Source organism: Luteibacter sp., assembly GCF_035539195.1.
In the GTDB taxonomy this organism is placed as follows: Bacteria; Pseudomonadota; Gammaproteobacteria; order Xanthomonadales; family Rhodanobacteraceae; genus Luteibacter.
On the sequence record NZ_DATLIW010000026.1, the window covers coordinates 40,842 to 60,937 of the forward strand.

16 protein-coding genes and 2 tRNA genes are annotated in these 20,096 nt (G+C 64.1%); 2 read left to right on the forward strand and 16 right to left on the reverse strand.

Annotated elements, in window-relative coordinates:
* Window positions 1–195 precede the first annotated feature (195 nt).
* The 7 genes from pnp to rimP form a co-directional block, all read right to left on the reverse strand.
* Window positions 196–2,301 (reverse strand): polyribonucleotide nucleotidyltransferase, encoded by a 2,106-nt coding sequence (gene pnp / locus VM621_RS07795; protein ID WP_325468400.1) that lies wholly within the window; start codon window positions 2,299–2,301, stop codon window positions 196–198.
* Window positions 2,302–2,326: 25 nt separating this feature from the next.
* The gene (rpsO, locus tag VM621_RS07800) at window positions 2,327–2,593 is read right to left on the reverse strand and encodes a 30S ribosomal protein S15 (protein ID WP_325468401.1); all 267 of its coding nucleotides are present in this window, start codon (window positions 2,591–2,593) and stop codon (window positions 2,327–2,329) included.
* Window positions 2,594–2,733: 140 nt separating this feature from the next.
* The gene (gene truB / locus VM621_RS07805) at window positions 2,734–3,651 is read right to left on the reverse strand and encodes a tRNA pseudouridine(55) synthase TruB (RefSeq protein ID WP_325468402.1); all 918 of its coding nucleotides are present in this window, start codon (window positions 3,649–3,651) and stop codon (window positions 2,734–2,736) included.
* Window positions 3,652–3,844: 193 nt separating this feature from the next.
* A complete protein-coding gene (gene rbfA, locus VM621_RS07810) occupies window positions 3,845–4,228 on the reverse strand; it encodes a 30S ribosome-binding factor RbfA (RefSeq protein WP_325468403.1) in 384 nt (127 codons plus the stop codon).
* 76 nt (window positions 4,229–4,304) lie between these two features.
* The gene (gene infB / locus VM621_RS07815) at window positions 4,305–7,229 is read right to left on the reverse strand and encodes a translation initiation factor IF-2 (RefSeq protein ID WP_325468404.1); all 2,925 of its coding nucleotides are present in this window, start codon (window positions 7,227–7,229) and stop codon (window positions 4,305–4,307) included.
* Window positions 7,230–7,362: 133 nt separating this feature from the next.
* The gene (gene nusA, locus VM621_RS07820) at window positions 7,363–8,877 is read right to left on the reverse strand and encodes a transcription termination factor NusA (protein ID WP_325468405.1); all 1,515 of its coding nucleotides are present in this window, start codon (window positions 8,875–8,877) and stop codon (window positions 7,363–7,365) included.
* A 45-nt stretch (window positions 8,878–8,922) separates the two neighbouring features.
* Window positions 8,923–9,468, reverse strand: a complete 546-nt coding sequence (gene rimP / locus VM621_RS07825) for a ribosome maturation factor RimP (RefSeq protein ID WP_325468417.1) — start codon at window positions 9,466–9,468, stop codon at window positions 8,923–8,925.
* A gap of 337 nt (window positions 9,469–9,805) precedes the next feature.
* Here rimP and VM621_RS07830 point away from each other — a divergent pair, with 337 nt between their 5' ends.
* Entirely contained in the window at window positions 9,806–10,957 is a 1,152-nt protein-coding gene (locus VM621_RS07830) for a GGDEF domain-containing protein (protein WP_325468406.1), read from the forward strand.
* 108 nt (window positions 10,958–11,065) lie between these two features.
* On the opposite strand, the gene VM621_RS07835 is transcribed toward VM621_RS07830, so the two are convergent.
* From VM621_RS07835 to VM621_RS07850, 4 genes are all read right to left on the reverse strand, one after another.
* Window positions 11,066–12,061, reverse strand: coding sequence for a GlxA family transcriptional regulator (locus tag VM621_RS07835; protein ID WP_325468407.1), 996 nt, complete (start codon window positions 12,059–12,061; stop codon window positions 11,066–11,068).
* Window positions 12,061–12,624 carry an isochorismatase family protein gene (locus tag VM621_RS07840; RefSeq protein WP_325468408.1) on the reverse strand — a complete coding sequence of 188 codons (564 nt, stop codon included), beginning with the start codon at window positions 12,622–12,624 and terminating at the stop codon, window positions 12,061–12,063. The genes VM621_RS07835 and VM621_RS07840 overlap by 1 nt, the downstream gene beginning before the upstream one ends.
* Before the next feature lie 167 nt (window positions 12,625–12,791).
* A complete protein-coding gene (locus VM621_RS07845; RefSeq protein ID WP_325468409.1) occupies window positions 12,792–15,263 on the reverse strand; it encodes a protease pro-enzyme activation domain-containing protein in 2,472 nt (823 codons plus the stop codon).
* 403 nt (window positions 15,264–15,666) lie between these two features.
* Window positions 15,667–16,134: an antitoxin Xre-like helix-turn-helix domain-containing protein gene (locus VM621_RS07850; protein ID WP_325468410.1), complete on the reverse strand. Its 468-nt coding sequence runs from the start codon at window positions 16,132–16,134 to the stop codon at window positions 15,667–15,669.
* A 289-nt stretch (window positions 16,135–16,423) separates the two neighbouring features.
* On the opposite strand from VM621_RS07850, the gene VM621_RS07855 reads away from it, so the two are divergent.
* A complete protein-coding gene (locus tag VM621_RS07855) occupies window positions 16,424–17,902 on the forward strand; it encodes a GGDEF domain-containing protein (protein WP_325468411.1) in 1,479 nt (492 codons plus the stop codon).
* A 22-nt stretch (window positions 17,903–17,924) separates the two neighbouring features.
* On the opposite strand, the gene VM621_RS07860 is transcribed toward VM621_RS07855, so the two are convergent.
* The 5 genes from VM621_RS07860 to VM621_RS07880 all read right to left on the reverse strand — a co-directional run bounded on the left by VM621_RS07860 (window position 17,925) and on the right by VM621_RS07880 (window position 19,876).
* Entirely contained in the window at window positions 17,925–18,674 is a 750-nt protein-coding gene (locus VM621_RS07860; protein ID WP_325468412.1) for a hypothetical protein, read from the reverse strand.
* A 168-nt stretch (window positions 18,675–18,842) separates the two neighbouring features.
* Window positions 18,843–19,091: a hypothetical protein gene (locus VM621_RS07865; protein WP_325468413.1), complete on the reverse strand. Its 249-nt coding sequence runs from the start codon at window positions 19,089–19,091 to the stop codon at window positions 18,843–18,845.
* A 22-nt stretch (window positions 19,092–19,113) separates the two neighbouring features.
* Window positions 19,114–19,344: a hypothetical protein gene (locus VM621_RS07870; RefSeq protein ID WP_325468414.1), complete on the reverse strand. Its 231-nt coding sequence runs from the start codon at window positions 19,342–19,344 to the stop codon at window positions 19,114–19,116.
* Window positions 19,345–19,606: 262 nt separating this feature from the next.
* Window positions 19,607–19,683: transfer RNA gene (locus VM621_RS07875), tRNA-Met, on the reverse strand.
* A gap of 116 nt (window positions 19,684–19,799) precedes the next feature.
* Window positions 19,800–19,876, reverse strand: a tRNA-Met gene (locus VM621_RS07880).
* Window positions 19,877–20,096: the final 220 nt, after the last annotated feature.

The window sequence follows — 20,096 nt, forward strand, 5'->3', positions numbered from 1 at the left end:
AATGTAAACGTTTACGTACCGTCCGGTAAACGCCTCCCTGCTGTGGGAGCCGCTTCAGCGGCGATCCCGCGGTAGCGGGCCAGCTTGAGATAGGCCCCATAGCCGCTGAAGCGGCTCCCACATGACCGCGGCGAGGCGCAAAAAAAACCCGGCATCTTGCGATGCCGGGTTTCATGGAACGCGTCAGGCGATGGCTCAGCCCGTGACGTTCTCGTCTTCAGTGACTGCCTTCATCGACAGGCGGATGCGGCCCTGCTTGTCGACTTCGAGGACCTTGACCTTGACGATGTCGCCTTCCTTGAGCTTGTCGGAGACCTTCTCGACACGCTCGCTGGAGATCTGCGAGACGTGAACGAGACCGTCCTTGCCCGGCATGATCGTGACGAAAGCGCCGAAGTCCATCAGCTTGGCGACCTTGCCCTCGTAGATGCGGCCCGGCTCGACGTCCGAAACGATCTGCTCGATGCGCTTGCGCGCGGCTTCGGCGGCTTCGCGATTGACCGACGCGATGACCACGTTGCCGTCATCGGTGATGTCGATCGTGGTGCCGGTCTCTTCGGTGATCGAACGGATGGTCGCGCCACCCTTGCCGATCACTTCGCGGATCTTGTCCGGATGGATCTTGATGGTGAGCAGGCGCGGTGCGAACTCGCTCATTTCCGAGCGGGCTTCGGTGATGCACTTGGCCATTTCGCCGAGGATATGCAGGCGACCACGCTTGGCCTGGGCCAGCGCCGTGCGCATGATCTCTTCGGTGATGCCATCGACCTTGATGTCCATCTGCAGTGCGGACACGCCATCGGCGGTACCGGCCACCTTGAAGTCCATGTCGCCGAGATGATCTTCGTCACCGAGGATGTCGGAGAGCACGACGAAGTCGTTGCCTTCCTTCACCAGGCCCATCGCGATACCGGCGACGGCCGACTTCAGCGGAACGCCCGCGTCCATCATGGCGAGCGACGAACCGCAGACCGAAGCCATCGACGAGGAACCGTTCGACTCGGTGATTTCCGAGACGACGCGGATCACGTACGGGAACTCTTCGATCGTCGGCTTGACGGCCTGCACACCGCGCTTGGCGAGACGGCCATGGCCGATTTCGCGACGCTTCGGGCTGCCGACGCGACCGGTTTCACCGACCGAGAACGGAGGGAAGTTGTAATGGAAGAGGAACGTATCCTTCCACTCGCCTTCCGGCGCGTCGATGAGCTGCGAGTCACGGGTGGTGCCGAGGGTGGCGACGACCAGCGCCTGCGTTTCACCGCGGGTGAAGAGTGCCGAACCGTGCGTGCGCGGCAGGACGCCGACGCGCACCGAGATCGGGCGGACGTCGTCGAGCTGGCGGCCGTCGATGCGAACCTTCGTGCTGAGGACACCGTCGCGCAGGGTGCGGTATTCGACTTCGCCGAACGCGTTGCCGATGTCGGCGTCGGTCCAGCCATTGGCTTCGGCGTCGGCGGCGATAGCCGTCTTCACGTCGGCCTTGAGCGCGCTGACGACGTCACGACGGGCGAGCTTGTCGCGGATCTGGAAGGCTTCGGTGAAGCGGTTGCCGACGGCGGACTTGACCGCGTCGAACAGTGCCGTCTTCGCGACCGGGGCTTCCCACTTGAACGTCTTGGCACCGGCTTCGGAAACGAAGGCGTTGATCGTGTCGATCGCGGCCTGCATCTGCTGGTGGCCGAACACCACGGCGCCGAGCATGACGTCTTCGCTGAGCAGCTTGGCTTCCGACTCGACCATCATCACCGCGCTGGAGGTACCGGCCACGACGAGGTCGAGGTCCGAGGTCTTCAGCTGGGCGGCGGTCGGGTTGAGGATGTACTGGCCATTCGCGTAACCGACGCGAGCCGCGCCGATCGGACCCTTGAAGGGCACGCCGGCGAGACGCATCGCCGCCGAAGCGCCGAGCAGAGCCGGGATGTCACCGTCGACTTCCGGGTTCAGCGACACGACCTGTGCGATGACCTGGATCTCGTTACGAAACTCTTCCGGGAACAGCGGACGAAGCGGACGATCGATCAGGCGCGAGGTAAGCGTTTCCTTCTCGGTCGGACGGCCTTCGCGCTTGAAGAAGCCACCCGGGATACGACCCGCGGAGTAGAACTTCTCCATGTAGTCGACCGTGAGCGGGAAGAAGTCCTGGCCGTCGCGCGCCTTGGGGGCTGCGACGACTGTGACCAGAACGACAGTGCCGCCCATGCTGACCATGACCGCACCGGAGGCCTGGCGGGCAATTTCGCCCGTCTCCAGTGTGACTTCGTGACTACCGTACTGGAATGACTTGGTTACTTTCGCCACCGTGTTCTCCTCGTCCTGGTTCGTTTTAGCGGCGCAGGCCGAGGCGTTCGATCAGGGTCTGATAGCGACCCAGGTCGTTGGTCTTCAGGTAGGCAAGCAGCTTCTTGCGCTGATTGACCATCTTCAGCAGGCCGCGACGCGAATGGTGGTCCTGCTTGTGTGCCTGGAAGTGATCCTGCAGCGCAGTGATGTTGGCGGACAGCAGGGCGACCTGGACTTCGGTCGAGCCGGTGTCGTTTTCCTTGCGGCCGAAATCCTTGATGATCTGACCGGTCTGTTCGGGAGTAAGCATTGAATCGATTCCTTAAAAGCGGGTGCGAAACTTGCGCAACCTCAGCGGTCCGCTGAAGTTGCGCAAGCTTCGCATTGTGTTGAAAGCTATGAAACGAGCACTCTATTGTAACGTCGTGCGCGTAGTGGCAACAAGCCCGGTCAAGCGGCCGGAAGGTTGAGACCGCGAAGCACCCGGAGCAGGCCGTCGTCGGCGATTTCGCCCAGTGCCATGAGACGCCCGTCGGCACCCCAGACGCCGCAGCGACCCAGTTCGATTCCCTCCCCCAGCGACACCGGCTGGCCGAAGCCAAAAATACGGGTCTGCTCCGGATCGAGTTCCACCCGGGGGATATGCGTCAGGCCGGCATCGACCGGCATCAGGAAGGCCTCGAGCTGCTCCGCACCCGTTTCCGCCGCCTCGCGCAACGCCTCCAGGGTGACCATCGACGGCCGCATGAATGGCTCGACCCAGAGGCGGCGCAGGCCGGTCAGATGGGCGCCGCAACCGAGGTTCGCACCGAAATCGACCGCGAGGCTGCGCACGTAAGTACCGGATCCACATTCCACGTGCAGGCGGACGGTGTCGCCCCGACGCTCGATGACATCGAGTCGATAGACATCGACCTCGCGGGCCGGCACGTCGACCGCCTCGCCACGCCGTGCACGCACGTAGAGCGGTACGCCATCCTGCTTGATCGCCGAGTATGCCGGCGGTATCTGCACGATATGGCCGCGAAGCGGCGCCAGGGCCGCTTCGACCGCCGCGTCGTCGAGCGTCGGCACGGGCCGCGTTTCGACCACCTCGCCTTCCAGGTCGGCGGTCGTCGTGGTCGTGCCCAACCTCACCTCGGCTTCGTAAGCCTTGCGCGAGCCCAGCAGCCAGCCGGCAAGCTTGGTCGCTTCGCCGAAGCACAGCGGCAGCAGCCCGGTAGCGAGCGGATCGAGACTGCCGGTATGACCGCCCTTGGCCGCACCCACGAGCCGACGCGCCGTCTGCAAGGCCTGGTTGGAACTCAGGCCGAGCGGCTTGTCGAGCAGGAGGATGCCGTGAATGTCACGAAAGGTTCGGCGATTCATAGGGGCAGGAATGAGAAGTGGCCGGGTGATGGCCAGAACACTGTGGGAGCCGATTCATCGGCGATGGGTGCTCGCGGGGGACGGGCCCGCTGGCGATGGCGCTTCCGGCTAAACCGCTCCGTTGGCTTTTCGCCGCTGAAGCGGCTCCCACATGGGCTTGTCGCCGCTGAAGCGGCTCCCACATGACCTGATGTCAGTCTTCTTTGGGCTCGTCCGCGGGGTCAGCCGGGGGCACCGGGTTCTCACGCAACAGGCGCTCGATGCGTTCGCCGGTATCGACGGATTCGTCGTACTTGAACTTCAGCTGGGGCACCTTGCGCAGGATCATGGACTTCGACAAGGCATGACGGAATTCGGGAGCGAGTTCCTTCAGCGCTTTCATCACCACGGCCGATTCTTCCGGCTTGAGCGCCGTGACCCACACGGTAGCCCAGTCGAGGTCACGGGTTACTTCTACATCCGACACGCTGGCCGAGGGCAGCGCGTAGTCGCGCACAGCCGCGTGCAGCAGTTCGCTGACTTCGCGGCGAAGCTGGGCGGACACGCGGTCGGTACGCTTGAAATCACGGGACGGCATATCCGCCTCCAGTCTTTTATAGGGGCACTAACGAATAAAGCCTCCCCGGCGAACCGGGGAGGCGAGCTGACGCGGGTTACAGCGTGCGGGGCACTTCGATGCGCTCGAAGCACTCGATCTGGTCGCCGACCTTGACGTCGTTGTACTGCTTGACGGCGATACCGCATTCCATGCCGTTACGGACCTCGTCGACGAGTTCCTTGAAGCGACGCAGCGACTCGAGTTCGCCCTGGAACACGACCACGTTGTCACGCAGCACGCGGATCGGCTTGCTGCGCTTGACGTTGCCTTCGATGACCATGCAGCCCGCGACCGCGCCGAACTTCGACGAACGGAACACGTCACGAACCTGCGCGACACCGATGATCTCTTCGCGGATTTCCATGCCGAGCAGGCCGGTAGCCGCCTGCGTGACCTGGTCGATCACGTCGTAGATGATCGAGAAGTAACGGACATCGAGGCCGTTGGTGTCGATCACCTTGCGTGCCGACGCGTCGGCACGGACGTTGAAGCCGATGATCAGCGCCTTGGAAGCCGTCGCCAGGGTGGCCTCGGACTCCGTAATGCCGCCGACGCCGGACGAGATGACGTTCACCTTGACCAGGTCGTTGCCGATCTGGGTAAGCGAATCGCGCAGTGCCTCGACCGAACCCTGCACATCGGCCTTGACCAGGATGTTGAGGGTCTGCTGGCCTTGGCCCTGGCCCATCTGGGCCATGATGTCTTCCAGACGGTTCGACTTGCTGACAAGGCGGGTTTCGCGACGCTTGAGCAAACGCTCGGCCGCCACTTCGCGGGCCAGGCGCTCGTCCTTCACGGCGACGAAGTCGTCACCCGATTCCGGCACGCCGGACAGACCGAGCACCTGCACCGGAATCGACGGGCCGGCTTCGTTGACCTGCTTGCCGGTTTCGTCGACGAGCGCACGCATGCGGCCGTATTCGACACCGCAGACGACGAAGTCGCCCTTCTTCAGCGTGCCCTGCTGGACCAGTACCGTCGCCACCGGACCGCGACCGCGGTCGAGGCTGGATTCGATCACGACACCCGAAGCGCGGCCGTCGGCCACTGCCTTGAGTTCCATGACTTCGGCCTGCGCCGAGATCGCGTCGAGCAGTGCGTCGACACCGTCGCCGGTCTTCGCCGAGAGCGGCACGAACGGCGTGTCGCCGCCCCACTCTTCAGGGATGACTTCGAGGTTGCCGAGGCCTTGCTTGACGTTGTCCGGATTGGCGCCGGACTTGTCCATCTTGTTGAGCGCGACGATGAGCGGCACCTTGGCGGCACGCGCATGCTTCACGGCTTCGATCGTCTGCGGCATGACGCCATCGTCGGCGGCAACCACCAGCACCACGATATCCGTGGACTGCGCACCGCGGGCACGCATGGACGTAAACGCCGCATGGCCCGGGGTATCGAGGAAGGTGATGACACCGCGGCTGGTTTCGACGTGATAAGCGCCGATGTGCTGCGTGATGCCGCCAGCCTCGCCCGAGGCGACCTTGGTGCGCCGGATGTAGTCGAGCAGCGAGGTCTTGCCGTGATCGACGTGACCCATGATCGTGACGACCGGCGGACGCGTGACCTTCTCGCCTTCGAGTTCGGCAGTCTGCGTCTGCGTCTGCAGCGCGGCTTCCGCATCGTTCTCGGTGGCGCGAACCGGGTTGTGTCCGAGTTCCTCGACGACCAGCGCGGCCGTGTCGTGGTCGATGGTCTGGTTGATGGTCGCCATGACGCCCATCTTGAACAGCGCCTTGACTACCTCGGCACCCTTCACGGCCATCTTCTGGGCGAGATCGGTGACGAGGTTGTTGTCGCCGATCACCACATCGCGAACCACTGCGGCGGTCGGCCGCGTGAAGCCATGCGGACCACCCGACGAAGCGCCGCCACGCGGGGCTTCGACCCGACCGCGGACCTTGCCGCCGCCACGACGATTGGCGCTGGAACGACGTGCGCGGTCGGCGTCGGAAAGGTGCATCTCGCCACCGCCAAAACGCTTGCCGCCGGAGTCACGGTCGTTGCCGCGGCCGGGGCCGCCGCTATTACCGCCACCGCCGCCACCGCCGCCGTGCTTCGGACGCGCGTTGCCGCGCGAATCGTTAGCCGCGGCGACCGAACCGGGAGCCGGACGCGGAGCGGGCGACGGGGCGGCGGCACGCGGGGCCGGTGCCGGCGCCGGGGCTGCTGCGACCGGCGCGGGCGCCGGGGCCGGAGCCGGGGCCGGAACGGGCTTGGGAATGACACGCTCGCGCTTACGCGGCTCATGGATGGTCGGCAGGATCATGCCGAGCCTGCGCGTATCGAGCTTGCCTGTCTGGTGGGTCACGCCATTCTCGTCAGTGAAGGACGTGGTCGCCGGAGCGGCCGGAGCGGCAGCCGGAGTCGCGTCGGCGGATGCCGGCGACGCCTTGGCCGCTGCCTGGGCCGCTTCAGCGCGCGCACGCTCGGCGGCCTGCTCGGCCTCGGCGTGACGGCGTGCCTCGGCGGCAGCCTCTTCCTGGCGGCGTGCCTCGGCTTCGGCGGCGTGGCGTGCTTCTTCGGCCTGGCGACGCTCGGCTTCCTCGCGGCGCTGCGCCTCGTCGCTCTCGCGCTGGGCGTGCGATTCGGCGAGCTTGCGCGCGGCGTCCTCACGCTCCGGATCGTGCGAAGCGTCTTCGGCGATGGTGCTGCGCTTGACATAGGTACGCTTGGTGCGGACTTCGACGTTGACCGTCTTCGCCGCGCCAGCCCCGCGCCCCGAACCGGAGCTGACCTTCAGCTCACCCACGGTGCGGCGCTTGAGGGTGATCTGGCGTGGCGCCGTCTCATCCGTTTCGGGAGCGGCGTCGTTCTTGCCGTGCGTGCGACGCAGGAATCCGAGCAGCTTCACCTTTTCGGTGCTGCTGATCACCTGCTCCGCATCGGAGAATTTCATGCCCGCTTCGCCGAGCTGCCCAAGCAGCTTGTCGACCGGGAGGCCCAATTGATGGGCAAGTTGTTTGATTGTGACGTCCGACATCGTTCTTTATTCTCCGCCGTTCCCGCGCGTAACCTTACGTGCCGACGATGACCCGTACGGCTGCCTCCATCCATGGCGGGAGACCTCATGGCCTCCCTCGAGGCGTCCGTCCAGGACGCTTCCGGTCTCGCGCTTAGCCACCCTTTTCCAGGCGGGCGATCATCGGAGCACGCGCAGCCATGATCAGCTGCGAAGCGCGTTCCTCTGTCATGCCATCGATATCGATGAGTTCGTCGACGGCAAGGTCACCCAGGTCGTCCAGCGTCTTCACTTCACGAGCCGCCAGCGCGAAGGCGGTCGCTTCGTCCATACCGTCCAGACCGAGCAGTTCCTCGGAAGGCGCGTTTTCTTCCACGCCTTCCTCGGCAGCAAGGGCTTCGGTCAGCAGGGCGTCACGGGCGCGAGCACGGAGTTCCTCGACGATATCTTCGTCGAAGCCTTCCACGTTGAGCAGCTCGGCGCTCGGAACGTAAGCAATTTCTTCGATGGACGAGAAGCCTTCCTGGACCAGGATGCCGGCGATCTCTTCGTCCACTTCAAGCTTGTCCTGGAACAGCTGCAGGGCGGCGGCCTGTTCGGCCTCGCTCTTGGCAGTGACCTGGTCCTGGGTCATCACGTTGAGCTGCCAGCCGGTGAGCTTGCTGGCGAGGCGCACGTTCTGGCCACCGCGACCGATTGCCTGGGACAGCTTGTCCTCGGCAACGGCGATGTCCATGGAGTGCTTCTCTTCGTCCATGATGATGGACTGCACTTCGGCCGGCGCCATCGCATTGATGACGTACTGGGCCTGGTTCTCGTGCCACAGGATGATGTCGACGCGCTCGCCATTGAGCTCGTTGGACACGGCCTGCACGCGCGAACCGCGCATGCCGATGCACGCACCGATGGGATCGGTACGGCTGTCGTGCGCGACCACGGCGATCTTGGCGCGATCGCCCGGATCGCGGGCGCAGCCCTTGATCTCGACCAGGCCCTGGCCGACTTCCGGCACTTCGAGCTTGAACAGTTCGATCATGAATTCCGGCGCGCTGCGCGAAACGAACAGCTGCGGGCCACGGATTTCCGATTTCACTTCGTACAGGTAACCGCGGACGCGGTCGCCGACGCGGGCCGATTCACGGGGAATCGTCTTGTCGCGCGGGATGAAGGCTTCGGCGTTGCTGCCCAGATCCAGGTAGACGTTGCCGCGCTCGACGCGCTTGACGATACCGGTGACCAGTTCGCCGACGCGATCCACGAAGGCGTCGACCACCTGCTGGCGCTCGGCTTCGCGCACGCGCTGCACGATGACCTGCTTGGCGGCCTGCGCGGCGATACGGCCGAACTCGGCGTTCTCGATCTGGTGCTCGATGGCACCGCCGATCTCGGCCACTTCGCCTTCACCGGCTTCGTCTTCGGCGTCCATCAGGCGGATCTGGAAGGACGGATCCTCCATCTCGCCGTCGTTCGCGATGATCTCCCAGCGACGGAAGGTCTCGTAATCACCCGTGTTGCGATCGATCTCGACACGGATGTCCGGATCCTCATCGGGGTAGCGCTTCTTGGCGGCCGAGGCCAGCGCCGCTTCCATGGCGTCAAAAATGACTTCGCGCGGTACGCCCTTTTCATTGGCGACCGCGTCGACTACCAGCAAAAGTTCTTTGCTCATTGCCGCTACTCCCGTAAGGATGCCCCGCGGCACCCCGTCGTTTCGTTATTTGGGTTTCTTTCCGCCCGGGCCGGGCTTCGGCTGCGGCGCGTAGCCGAGAGCCACCCAGTCGGGAACCACGCGGGCGCTTTCGACGTCCGCATGCTCGAATTCGAATCGGCCAGCCTCACCCTCGACCACAATGTGCTCGCCATTTACTTCAATGACGTTGCCCTTGAGGCGCCGACGACCCTCGATCGGGGCCCTCAGCAACACCTTGACTTCCTGGCCGCTCACGCGAGCGAACTGCTCCGCCGTGAACAGGGGGCGGTCGATGCCGGGAGAGGAGACTTCTAATACATAGTTGCCGGGGATCGGATCTTCAACGTCCAGGTAGGCGGAGAACTCGCGGCTTGCCGCCTCGCAATCCTCGACCGTCACCTCGACGGGAAGCTCCGCCGCTTCGCGACGCCCGCGCTCGGCGCCGAGCACGTCCAGGTAGACGCGCAGCGTTTGTTGCCCGTCTGACGGAGCGAAATCCATGCCCAGCACTTCGAGGCCAAGCTCGGCCACGATGTCTGAAAAGCGTTGTGTAAGTGCGTTGGTATCCACGTTACCTGCGGTTTTTCCATTCGCCAGAAACAAAAAAAGGGCGCGAGCGGCCCATTCCATTACGTCGCCGATGTATCCGACACTTTCCTCCAGCGCCCTCCGCGATGCCCTGACGGCGCTCACAGTGTGTCGCAGGGAGCCTCCGTGCGCCCAACAAAAAAGCCTCACGAGGAGGCTTTCTTGTAAAAAGAAAGTTCCTGAAGCACCCATCGGGTGTAAGGCCTCAACCGGGGCCCAACGGCGCTTAAGATTCACCAAGTCTATCGTATTTTAATGCCTTCGTGCAAGGTCGCCGGTCCCGTCCTAGAATGGTCCCAGGGGAAATCCGGGGGACGGGATGGACGGCACGGCCACTCTCGACGTCCACACGCTAGGCATCATCGGCCTGGCCGTGGGCGCGACTATTGCATTGAGTTTCACCCTGCTCAGTATGGTGCTGCGCGGGATGCTGGCCCTGCACATCTGGGCGGCAGCGTTCTGGCTGCTCACCCTGGCCGGGCTGGCCGAAGGCTACGACGAAAACGGGACCTTTCTCTCGGCTATCGTCGGGAGCATTCTGATAGCTGCAGCCAATGGCGCCATGCTGGCCGGGATCGCCATCCATATCAAGTATTCGTTGCGCTGGCGCTGGCCGGCCATGCTGATCGCGCTCTTCCTGGCCATCCAGGTCGCTTTTTTCATCGCGCCCCCACCGCAGGCCGTCGAAGCGACGGTGTTCGGGGTGAAAAGCATCATCTGGGATATCTGGATGATCTGGCTGCTGCTGTTCCGCGCGCCGCGCGAGCTGAAGACGGGTTGTGCGTTCACCGCCATGGTCTTCGCCATCGATACCTTCTTCTACCTGGCCCGGGCCGTCGTCTCACTCCATCCTGAGATGGCGTCGCATCAGTTGCTGTCGTCCATCCTGACGACGTCCAACTACCTTTTCGGCATCCTCTGCACCTTCCTGCTCAGCACCGGATTCACCCTGATGCTGGCCCAGCGCCTGGTCCACGACCTCCGCTGCGCGGCCGAGACCGACGGCCTTACTGGCCTGCTGAACCGTACCGCCGTGGTTCGCGAGTCCAACCGCCGGCTGGCGACAACCCGAGGCCGGACCAATTCCGCCCTGCTCTTCGATCTCGACAACTTCAAGAACGTGAACGATTCCTGGGGCCATGCCGGCGGCGACGCCGTGCTCAAGCACTTCGCCGAAACGATCCGTGCCAGTGGCATTCCCGAACATGCGCTGTTCTCCCGCTATGGCGGCGAAGAGTTCCTGTTGCTCCTGCCCGGCGCCTCGCCGACCACGGCGAGCAGCCTGGCGGAGAGCCTGCGCACCCGCATCGAAGGCGCGCCAGCGCCGTTCTCGGGCGCCTCCATCGCCTTCACCACCAGCGTCGGCGTCTCCACATCCACCAACACCGAAGTCCACGCCCTCATCCAGGCCGCGGACGAGGCGCTCTACCGGGCGAAGAACGCGGGGCGTAACCGGGTCGAGGTGGCCTGATGCTCACGCCTTGGTCATAGGCCGATGGAAGACGACGCCACCTGCGTCGCTTCGCCTCGCGCGGCAAGGCGTACGTCTACGCACTGCCATACCGCGACGAGGACGGGTCTAAAGGACGTCGCGCGACCGACTCGGCGGCGCGGCGTGCAGTCGACCCCAGGCGCGGCGCAACTGGCGCGCGGAGCCAAAACCCGAGCGTTCGGCCACGGCCTCCATATCGAGTCGCGACCCCGCCAGTAACTCGCTGGCCAGGGCGACCCGCATGCGGTTGACGAAATCGGTGACGCTCATGCCCGCGTGTTCGTTGAACAGCCGCGAAAGATGGCGCGGGCTGGTAGCCGCCTCGTGCGCCAGAGCCGGGACGGTCCAGTCACGCGCCGGATTCGCGGCAACCGCGTCCTGTGCCCGGTGGATCGACGGATGCATGTGGTTGCGACCTTCCAACCATGGTGACAGCTGCGGGTCGCCTCCCGCGCGACGCAGGTAGACGACGAGAAACCGTGCCACCGCCAGCGCGCAACCCGGCCCCGCCTCGCCCGCCACGACGTGCAGCATCAGATCGATACCGGCGGTGATGCCGGCACTGGTCATCCGCTCGCCGTCCACGACGTAGAGCCGGTTCTCTCGCACACGAGCCGCCGGCGCATCCTGCGCGAGCTCGGCGGTACAACCATGATGGGTCGTACATTCGAAGCCGTCGAGCAGGCCCGCGCGCCCCGCCAGGAGGGCGCCGGAACAGATCGTGGCCAAGCGAACGCCCGGTCGAACGACGCGTCGGAGCCAGCTGACGATGGCCGCTTCGTAGGCGTCGTTCTGCGCGGCCGTCGTCACCGGCTCGCCCAGCGGAATGTCCGCATGGCCGGGAACCACCAGCATGGCGCCATCGGGAAGTCGCCGCGGCAAGGGTCCGATGCCAGTCACCGCGAGACCGATCGAACTGCCAAGCTTGCGAGCGGGTCCGACGAAACACACGTCGAACCGCACGTCCGTCTGCTCGAGATTCGCTTTGCGCAGCACCTCGATGGGCCCCGCGACATCGAGCAACAGCACGCGCGGCGGCAGCACGACGAAGACGGGAACCACGCGCGGTGTTGCGCTCTTCATCAGGCGACCTGGCGCAGCGCTCCGCCGAGCGCCTCCTCGACGGTCGCGATGCGAGCGAAGCGCTCCTCCAGTACCAGCTCGGTCCGCGCGCGTATCTCGACCGCGCTCCACTCGCGACCGCGGCGGTCCGTCATCGGGAACGTCAGCGTCGCTTCGCCGACATAGTCCACCTGGTAGCCGAGGTCCGAAGCATGGCGCGTCGTGGTTTCGCAGCACTGCTCGGTACGGATCCCGGACACGATGATGCGCCGGATACCGTGTTCGACCAGCCAGACATCCAGGCCGGAGCCGACGAGTGCGCTATGCCGCTGCTTGCGGAACGTCACCACCGGCTCGATACGCAGCGGCGCCAGGGTGGCCACGAAACCCGAGGCCTCGGAGAAGGGCCCGGCCCCCTCCACGTGGAAGATACGGACGACGGGGATGCCTGCCTTCATCGCGCCATCGATGAGAGCCTGCTGGCGATCGATGTAGAAGGCCACGCCCTCCTCCCGCCAGTAAGGGCGGTGCCGGAAGGACTCCTGGGCATCGATGACGATCAGTGCGGTATCGGAAGCGGTCATGGCGATCATCCTCTGGTTGGAATGGATCGCATTTTCCGCCGACGGTTGCAAGGGGGAGAGACCTGGGGCGGACGGCTGGCGGACACATCGCGCCATGGGCCGTCGCAGGAAACGAGAAGGCGCCCCTCGAGTGTCGAGGGACGCCTTCGGTCTTCACTATGCAACGATCAGTTGGTCCAGGTCGCCTTCAGCGACACGCCCGAGAATGCGGCGTAGCCGTTGAGCATCACGTAGTACGTGCCGGTCGACGGCGCGGTGAAGGAGCAGGTCTCCGAATTGCCGGTGATATACGGACGGCAGTCGTAGGTCGACGTGGTCGGCGCCGAGCCGAATTTCACGTAGAGGTCCGCGTCGCCGGTTCCGCCCGAAATGGTGATCTTCAGGTTGGTCGCACCCGCCGGAATCGCCACGGTGTAGTTGAGCTTGGCGTTCTTCGCAGCCGCAAGTCCGGTCACCGCCACGCCGTTCTGCAGCGTGTTGCCACCGCCGCCACCGGACGAAGTCACTGTCACCGACGAGGTCTTGGTGTTGGTGGCACCCGCGTTGTCGGTCACCGTTTCGCTGACGGTATACGTCCCCGCCGCAGTGTACGTATGGCTCGGGCTGGTCGCGGTCGAGGTGGATCCGTCGCCGAAGTTCCAGGCGTGCGAGGCGATGCTGCCATCGCTGTCGGACGAGCTATCGGTGAAGGTGGCCGTGAGACCACTGGTGACGACGCTGAAGTTCGCCACCGGCGGAACGTTGGTACCACCGCCACTCACCCAGTTGGCCTGGGCGTACGTATTGAGCTTGCCGATGTCGAAGCTGCCGAAACCGGTCGCTTCATCGAAGCCGGTGGCCGCGGTGTAGCCATGGTTCTGGTAACCGTTGTTGCCCGAGGTAACGTCATGCAGCAACGAAGTCTGGGTCGGGAAGGCGGCGTAGAACTTCGATGCCGGGAAGCCAATGGCATTGTTCGCCGCCGACTCGATGCGCGCGAACGCACCCACGAACAGCGGCGATGCCAGGCTGGTACCGCCCACCTGCTCGGTCGAGCCGTTGACGATGATCAGCGCGCCGGACGAAGACGCTGCGTCGAACGACAGATCCGGACCGACGCGCTTGGTCGAGCTCGTCACCGCCGACTGCCAGGAAGGTGCGGTCTCGTAGAGACTGGTGCCGCCACCGGTCGCCCAGAGGCGCTGGTTGTTGTCGCCCTGACTCGGCGCGATCGCCGAGAGACCTTCGTTCCACACGGTCTCGCCGGACCACGTCGTACCGCTGGTCGACAGCTGCGTGCCGCCGACCTGGATGACGTAGGGCGAGCTGGCCGGTTCGCTGACCGAGTAGTGGGTCAGGTCGATTTTCACGGTGCCGGCGGAGTTGGCCACATAGCCGGGCGAGCCCGAGGTCGGATCGGTGGACCACTGGTAGACACCCGCGTCACCCGAGGCGATCGAGAAGGTCTGGCCCTGTGCCACGGCCTGCTGGAAGATCGCGTCATCCGCAGCCTGCGTACCGGACTGTTCGGCGGCTGTCTCGTCTTCACCGAGGGATACGTTGATCAACTTGGCGATGTTGTCGGTTACGGCCTTGTTGTAGGTCGCGGTGATTCCCGCGTCCGTGATACCGCTGGAGCTCGAATCGCCGTTGGGCGACGTGTAGAAGATCAGCTGCTTCACACCGCCGGCGATACCGACGATGTCCTGGCTGTCGAGCGACCATTCCCCGTTCGAATCGGGATCGTTGGCGAAGGTACCGCTGCCGACCTTGGTGATCGTCGAGTTCACCGTGGCAAGACCCGCACCCGAGGTAAAGCTATTGAGGTCGGTCACGGTCTGCGTAATCGAACCCCAGGTGATGATGCCGACCGCGGTGTTAGTGGCGGCGGGTACACCGCTCGCGCCGTAAATCGCGGCGAAGTCCTGCGGATTGTGCGCAGTCACCGCGGCGGCCGCCTGTGTGCTCGATGCCGGGCCGGGAACCGTCACGTTCTCCGGGTGAAAGACATGGTGCAGCGTGTGCTTGACGGAGACGTTCTGCAGGCCGAGAACGGCACCGACCGAATCGCCCAGCGCCGCCGGAACGAGGGCCGGCGTGTCGTTGGCGAAGAACTCGCGGCCATTCGCGCTAAAGCGCTTGATCGATGTATGAAAGCCCGTCGTCGCGGCGCCGGCATTACCGTCGGCGGAGATCAACAGGTTGTTTGGCGCCACATCGATGTTGGTGAAGCCGGCCTGTTTCAGGTGGGCGACCACCGCATCGACCTGCGCCTGTGTCGGGCCGAACTGCGCCTTGAACTGCGCCGGTGACAGGAACTTTCCGTATTGCGCACTGCCCGGCGTGGTCACACCGGCGAGGAACGTCTGCAACTGGTCGGGGTTACGCAGCTTGAGGCTGACGACCACGTGCAGCGGGTGGTCCGCTTCCATCGCTGTAACGGCGGCACCTTCGATGTGCGGCGAGCCGGTCATGTTCAGCGCATAACCGCTGGCTACCGGCGTAGCGGCGGTCGAGCTGGCGGCCAGCGTTTGCGGAGCGGCGACGGGAAGCATCGCGGCCTTGGTATGCGTGGAAACCCATGCGTCTTCGGCGTGCGTGGAAAGCGAGGTCATTGCCAGTGCAATCGCCACTGTCAACGCCGTTTTCTGAATCTTCATGTGTGATCCTTCGTTAGCCCGTATTTGCCTCCGCCAAGGCGGAAGCCCTGACACGCTGGCGATCTGGCTAAGCGGCACCTTCCCCGCCGGTCCCTCGTACCCCTGCCCGTTTTCGTGAAGCGCAGGAAATCACGAATTCCCCACCATCCCGCTTCTTGCTCCCCTGTTTCCCTTCCAGCCATGCGACTAGAAACTTTCACCGGGCTTTCCTCACGGTCGGCACGAAGCCGAAGAATCAGGGGACGTGACGGAGGCCGCAGAAAACAGGCAAGGCGCATATCGAACGACCACGCACGCCGACCCGATCGACGGATCGGTCGACGCTTACGTATCCGCATCATCTTGCGTTCTTGCCGGTATGGCATGGCCGTCGTTGCAGCCGACCGCGTTGCACAGGTGACGCCTAAGCGCACGGCTCCGGGCTGAGCGCATCCGCCAGGCAGTCCGCCACGAGCGCCCTGCCCTCGCCGATATCCATGTACTGAATGGGAGCTCCACCGTCGAGCCCGGGCAACGGGGTGCGCAACCATCGACCGAGCCAGTCGAGGGGATCGGCAACGATGCCTCGGTCGACCGACGACTGGCGACACGCCATCACGACACGGCCGGCAAGCAAGGCCATCGCCAGAGGGCCCTCTGACTCCTGGGCGCTTAAACGCTCGTCGTCGGCGATCCGCCGTCGCAGAACCGCCCGGTTGAGTCCCAGATACAACGCGAGGTTGCGGTCGGGGATACGGAGATCGTGAGCCAGCTGCATGACCAGCGCCGGCGGTAACCCGCGACGCACCCTGGCGATGCGCTCTTCTGCCGGCGCCTGGAGCGTATCCAGGTAGATCGTGTATGCCGCGAGGGAATCCGTTGAAACAGCCATGTCGTGTCGCTTCCTGAAGTATCCAACGCGCCACAGTGACAGGAACGAGCGCCATGAACTTGAGAATCCGGACCGGAAATCGGGCCTGCCGAAAACGCACCACCGAATTCGTGTAGGCAGCCCCCGACAGACGGCGGGTCAGAAGTGCCCTAACGTAGGCCGGGTTCCAGCCCAATGGCCCTCCCCCGGATCATTGGCTTTGCGCGGCGCTCCGGCGCCGCTTTTTTTTGGCACGCCGATCCGATCGTGTCAGGATGGATCCGGGAACAGCCGCATTAGGGGATGAGGCATGCTCAGCTACCGGACACGCCAGGTTGTCTTCTACGCCCTGCTGATCGCGGTGCTGCCGGTCGCGTACCTGCTCGTTCCCTCGGCGGTCCACGAACGCGCGCCCGAGCTCGCCGACTTCGCCATGCTCGCCAGCGCGGTACTGGCTCTCTCCTACACGTTGTTCTGCCTGCACAAGCCGGGTTATGACCGCCGTTATCTCGTGTGTCTCGGCCTTGGCCTGGGCTGCTGGATCGCCGGCATGACTTACGCCGTCGCGCGGTCGGGCACCGACGAAAATCTCATCTCCACCTATGTCCTGTTCGTGAGCTATGGCGCGCCACTGCTCTATGCCGCCGTAACGACGCCGGACGAGCCCTCGTCGCATGGGCGCCGCGCCGTCGATGGCGTGCTCCTCATCCTGCTGGTGGTGCTGTGTTACCTCGGCGTGCGCGATCTCACGGATGCCAACGGCTTCCTCAAGCCCGAAGACATGGCGTGGGTCGTCGTTGCCTTCGACATCGAGAACATCTTCCTGTTCGGCACCTTCCTGGTGCGCTACCTCACCGCTACCGACGAACGCGATCATCGCTTTTTCGGGATAGGAACCGTCTTTCTCCTCCTGTACGCGATCTGTGTCGGCATCCACAATCACGACGAGATCTACCCGGACACCCTCTCCCTGCAACGTCTGGCCGATATCCTGCCAACGGTGCCCTTCATGGCCCTGCTCTGCCTGCTCCACGCCAATGAGACGCCAAAGGCGTTTGAGCCGATTCGGCACCGATGGGCACGTCAGCTATCGGTGAGCCTTGCTCCCGGCATGCTGCTAGCCGCGATCTTCGCCCTCAGCCTGGGCATCACCGAACGCCAGGGCATGTTCGGGCGCAGCGTGCTCGCCATGGCCATGCTTGCCTACGTGGTGCGCGTCACCCAGACCCAATTCTGGTTCGCCCGCACCCGCGATCGCCTTGCCGAGGCACTGTCCACGGTCGAGCGAGTGTCCCTGCTCGACGAACTGACCGGCATCCCGAACCGGCGCGCCTTCGACCAGACCCTGGAGGAACGGACCAAGGAAGCCGCACGCGAGGGACGCCCGCTGAGCGTGTTGATGATCGACATCGACCACTTCAAGACCTTCAACGACACGCTGGGTCATCCCGAAGGCGACGTCGCCCTGCGCTCGGTCGCCCGTCTGCTGGCGGGCGCGCTGAGGCGACCCGCCGACTTCATCGCCCGCTACGGCGGCGAGGAATTCGTGGTCATCCTTCCGGGCACTGAACTGGAGGGTGCCCAGGTGGTCGCGCGGCGCATGAATCGAGCGGTGTATGACGCGCAACTGGAGCACAGCAACGGCATCGATCGCCGTGTCACGGTCAGCATCGGCGTAGCCACGCGTTCACCCGATCACGTACAGGGCGTCGTGATGCATGCGGATCGCGCGCTGTACAGCGCCAAGCACGCCGGCCGGAATCGCTTTGTCGCGGCAACGACCGACTAGGATCGCGCTAAGAGCGTCGCGGTCAACGCGACGGCGCAGCGGGATCCGTCGGCCCGTTGCGGGGTACGGTCAATTGCTTGCGTCGAGCGAGGAACCATATCGCACCGATCGGTATTGCGACGCTCAGCACCCAGGGCCCGTAAGGTGCGGAAACGGCTGCCGCGCCGAGGAACAAGAACGAAATGGGCTGAAGGCCTGCTTCCCCCGTCGTCCAGTTGAAATGCAGGCTGACGAATCCGAGAAGGGTGAACAGCGACCACCACACCTTATGACGACGCATCGGCGTGCGCAGGCAGAGTACGAAGGCAGTCAGGCAGATGAGCGGCGAGATACAGACCAGTAGGAAGACAAGGTAATGCACCACGCTCTTGTCCCTGAGCGAAAATGCGGAGCCCTGCTCCACCGAATGGTCTTCCATGCGCGCGTGCATTCCCACGATTTCACGATGGCTGCCGCGTTCAAGAAACACGACATCGGCGAGCATCCAGCGTCCTTCGAAAGCGTACTCGTAGGAGATGTCGTAGCGCTTCGCGCTGTCGCTCCCGTCGGCGCCGAACACCGTCTTACCCGAGGCGGTGGATGCTCTCACCACCCGCACGGAAATCGGCGTCGAGGACGGCAACGTCGTCGAGCCGGCGCCAAGCTGGTCGGCCATAGCCGCCAGTTGTGGGGAGAGCAATGGCTTTACACGATCGATATGACCCGTACGCCAGTCGTCAATCGCCTGCCTGCCGATCTCGGCCTCGGGATGAGGGGTGAATTTGGCGATCAAGGCGTCCTGGTTACATCCCGAAACGACAACCAGACATAGCAAGAGAATGCAACGCGTCACTGCATGCATCGGATAACTCGACGGCGAAAGGGAGCCAGCGGATCGCTGATGGTCAGAGCATATCAGGGACATGGCGGGCCGGTGTCCGGCAAGTGTGCCATCGCACTTTTAAGCTGGGCCCCGGGGAAACGTCCCCACCCTCCTCCGGACATAGATCGCCGCGCCGATCGGCAGATAGCTCCACAGGTAAACCCCGTCCGGGTAGCCCGAGTACGCGAGCAGGAAAATCGGGATAAGGGGAATGACGAGTGCGAACGGCCAGAGCATGCCGAGCAGCCGGTTGAGGGACACGACGACGACGAGCACCCCCACGCCCGTGGTCGTCAGGTTCGCTGCAACGATAGCGGCCCAGGTCATGTCGTTCGTCTCGCTTCGGTGTCTACTGCATATCGGGAACGTCGCCGATGCTTTCGAGCATGATCGGATCGGCGTAGTCGCCTGTTTCCGGGTTTGCCGCCTGCGCGAAGGCGATGACACCCAGGCACGTCTCGCTCAACCGGACAGCCCGACGCCTTGCTTCGGCTTCGGTCTTGAACGAGAGCGGTGTCATGGCCTCGGTCCTGCCACGCTTCCCGGCCTTGAAACCCTGCACCACGTAGATCGTTTCCATGCTGTCGCCTTCAGAGTGGACCGACATCATGCGCTCTTGCGTCCACATGCGCTGAGACGACGCTCCCTCCCTCGGAAATGGAGCCGTTTAAGATTGATATGAAGGCCCGGCGTCGCGTGATACTGATATTTGCCGTGTTCGAAGCGAGCCGCGACTGCACCAGCCATGAAGTCGGCAAACTGCCCCGTCATGGGCACGGCACATCGCAACTGAGTCCAAGAAAAAAGCGCGAACCGTGAGGTCCGCGCTTTTCAGGAATAACTGGTAGCGGGGGTAGGATTCGAACCTACGACCTTCGGGTTATGAGCCCGACGAGCTGCCAGACTGCTCCACCCCGCATCAGAGCCGGCAAGTATACCCCAGAAAGTCGACGCTGGAACAGATCTGGCGAAGCGGTAACGACGGACAAATAAAAAAGGCGCGAACCGTGAGGTTCGCGCCTTTTCTTTCAAAGCTGGTAGCGGGGGTAGGATTCGAACCTACGACCTTCGGGTTATGAGCCCGACGAGCTGCCAGACTGCTCCACCCCGCATCAGAGTCGGCAAGTATACGTATCTGGCCGAATTCTTGCAAGCGATCTGCAACAAAATATAAACGAAGCGATAAAAAAAGATTCATCGCGGAAGTCCGGGGACGCCGAAGGCATCGGTTCACTCAGCGGCTGATGCCGCGGCGAGCGCAGACGTGGCGGCGCAGAGCCTTCGGTGCCCACCCTCGCTGCTCAGACAGGTCCTCCGCGTTCGGTGCGGAAG

Bases quoted from the DNA above. Each gene is read 5' to 3' on its own strand.
- rpsO (WP_325468401.1), bottom strand. From the start codon at position 2,593: ATGCTTACTCCCGAACAGACCGGTCAGATCATCAAGGATTTCGGCCGC.
- truB (WP_325468402.1), bottom strand. From the start codon at position 3,651: ATGAATCGCCGAACCTTTCGTGACATTCACGGCATCCTCCTGCTCGAC.
- rbfA (WP_325468403.1), bottom strand. From the start codon at position 4,228: ATGCCGTCCCGTGATTTCAAGCGTACCGACCGCGTGTCCGCCCAGCTT.
- infB (WP_325468404.1), bottom strand. From the start codon at position 7,229: ATGTCGGACGTCACAATCAAACAACTTGCCCATCAATTGGGCCTCCCG.
- nusA (WP_325468405.1), bottom strand. From the start codon at position 8,877: ATGAGCAAAGAACTTTTGCTGGTAGTCGACGCGGTCGCCAATGAAAAG.
- VM621_RS07830 (WP_325468406.1), top strand. From the start codon at position 9,806: ATGGACGGCACGGCCACTCTCGACGTCCACACGCTAGGCATCATCGGC.
- VM621_RS07835 (WP_325468407.1), bottom strand. From the start codon at position 12,061: ATGAAGAGCGCAACACCGCGCGTGGTTCCCGTCTTCGTCGTGCTGCCG.
- VM621_RS07840 (WP_325468408.1), bottom strand. From the start codon at position 12,624: ATGACCGCTTCCGATACCGCACTGATCGTCATCGATGCCCAGGAGTCC.
- VM621_RS07845 (WP_325468409.1), bottom strand. From the start codon at position 15,263: ATGAAGATTCAGAAAACGGCGTTGACAGTGGCGATTGCACTGGCAATG.
- VM621_RS07850 (WP_325468410.1), bottom strand. From the start codon at position 16,134: ATGGCTGTTTCAACGGATTCCCTCGCGGCATACACGATCTACCTGGAT.
- VM621_RS07855 (WP_325468411.1), top strand. From the start codon at position 16,424: ATGCTCAGCTACCGGACACGCCAGGTTGTCTTCTACGCCCTGCTGATC.
- VM621_RS07865 (WP_325468413.1), bottom strand. From the start codon at position 19,091: ATGACCTGGGCCGCTATCGTTGCAGCGAACCTGACGACCACGGGCGTG.
- VM621_RS07870 (WP_325468414.1), bottom strand. From the start codon at position 19,344: ATGGAAACGATCTACGTGGTGCAGGGTTTCAAGGCCGGGAAGCGTGGC.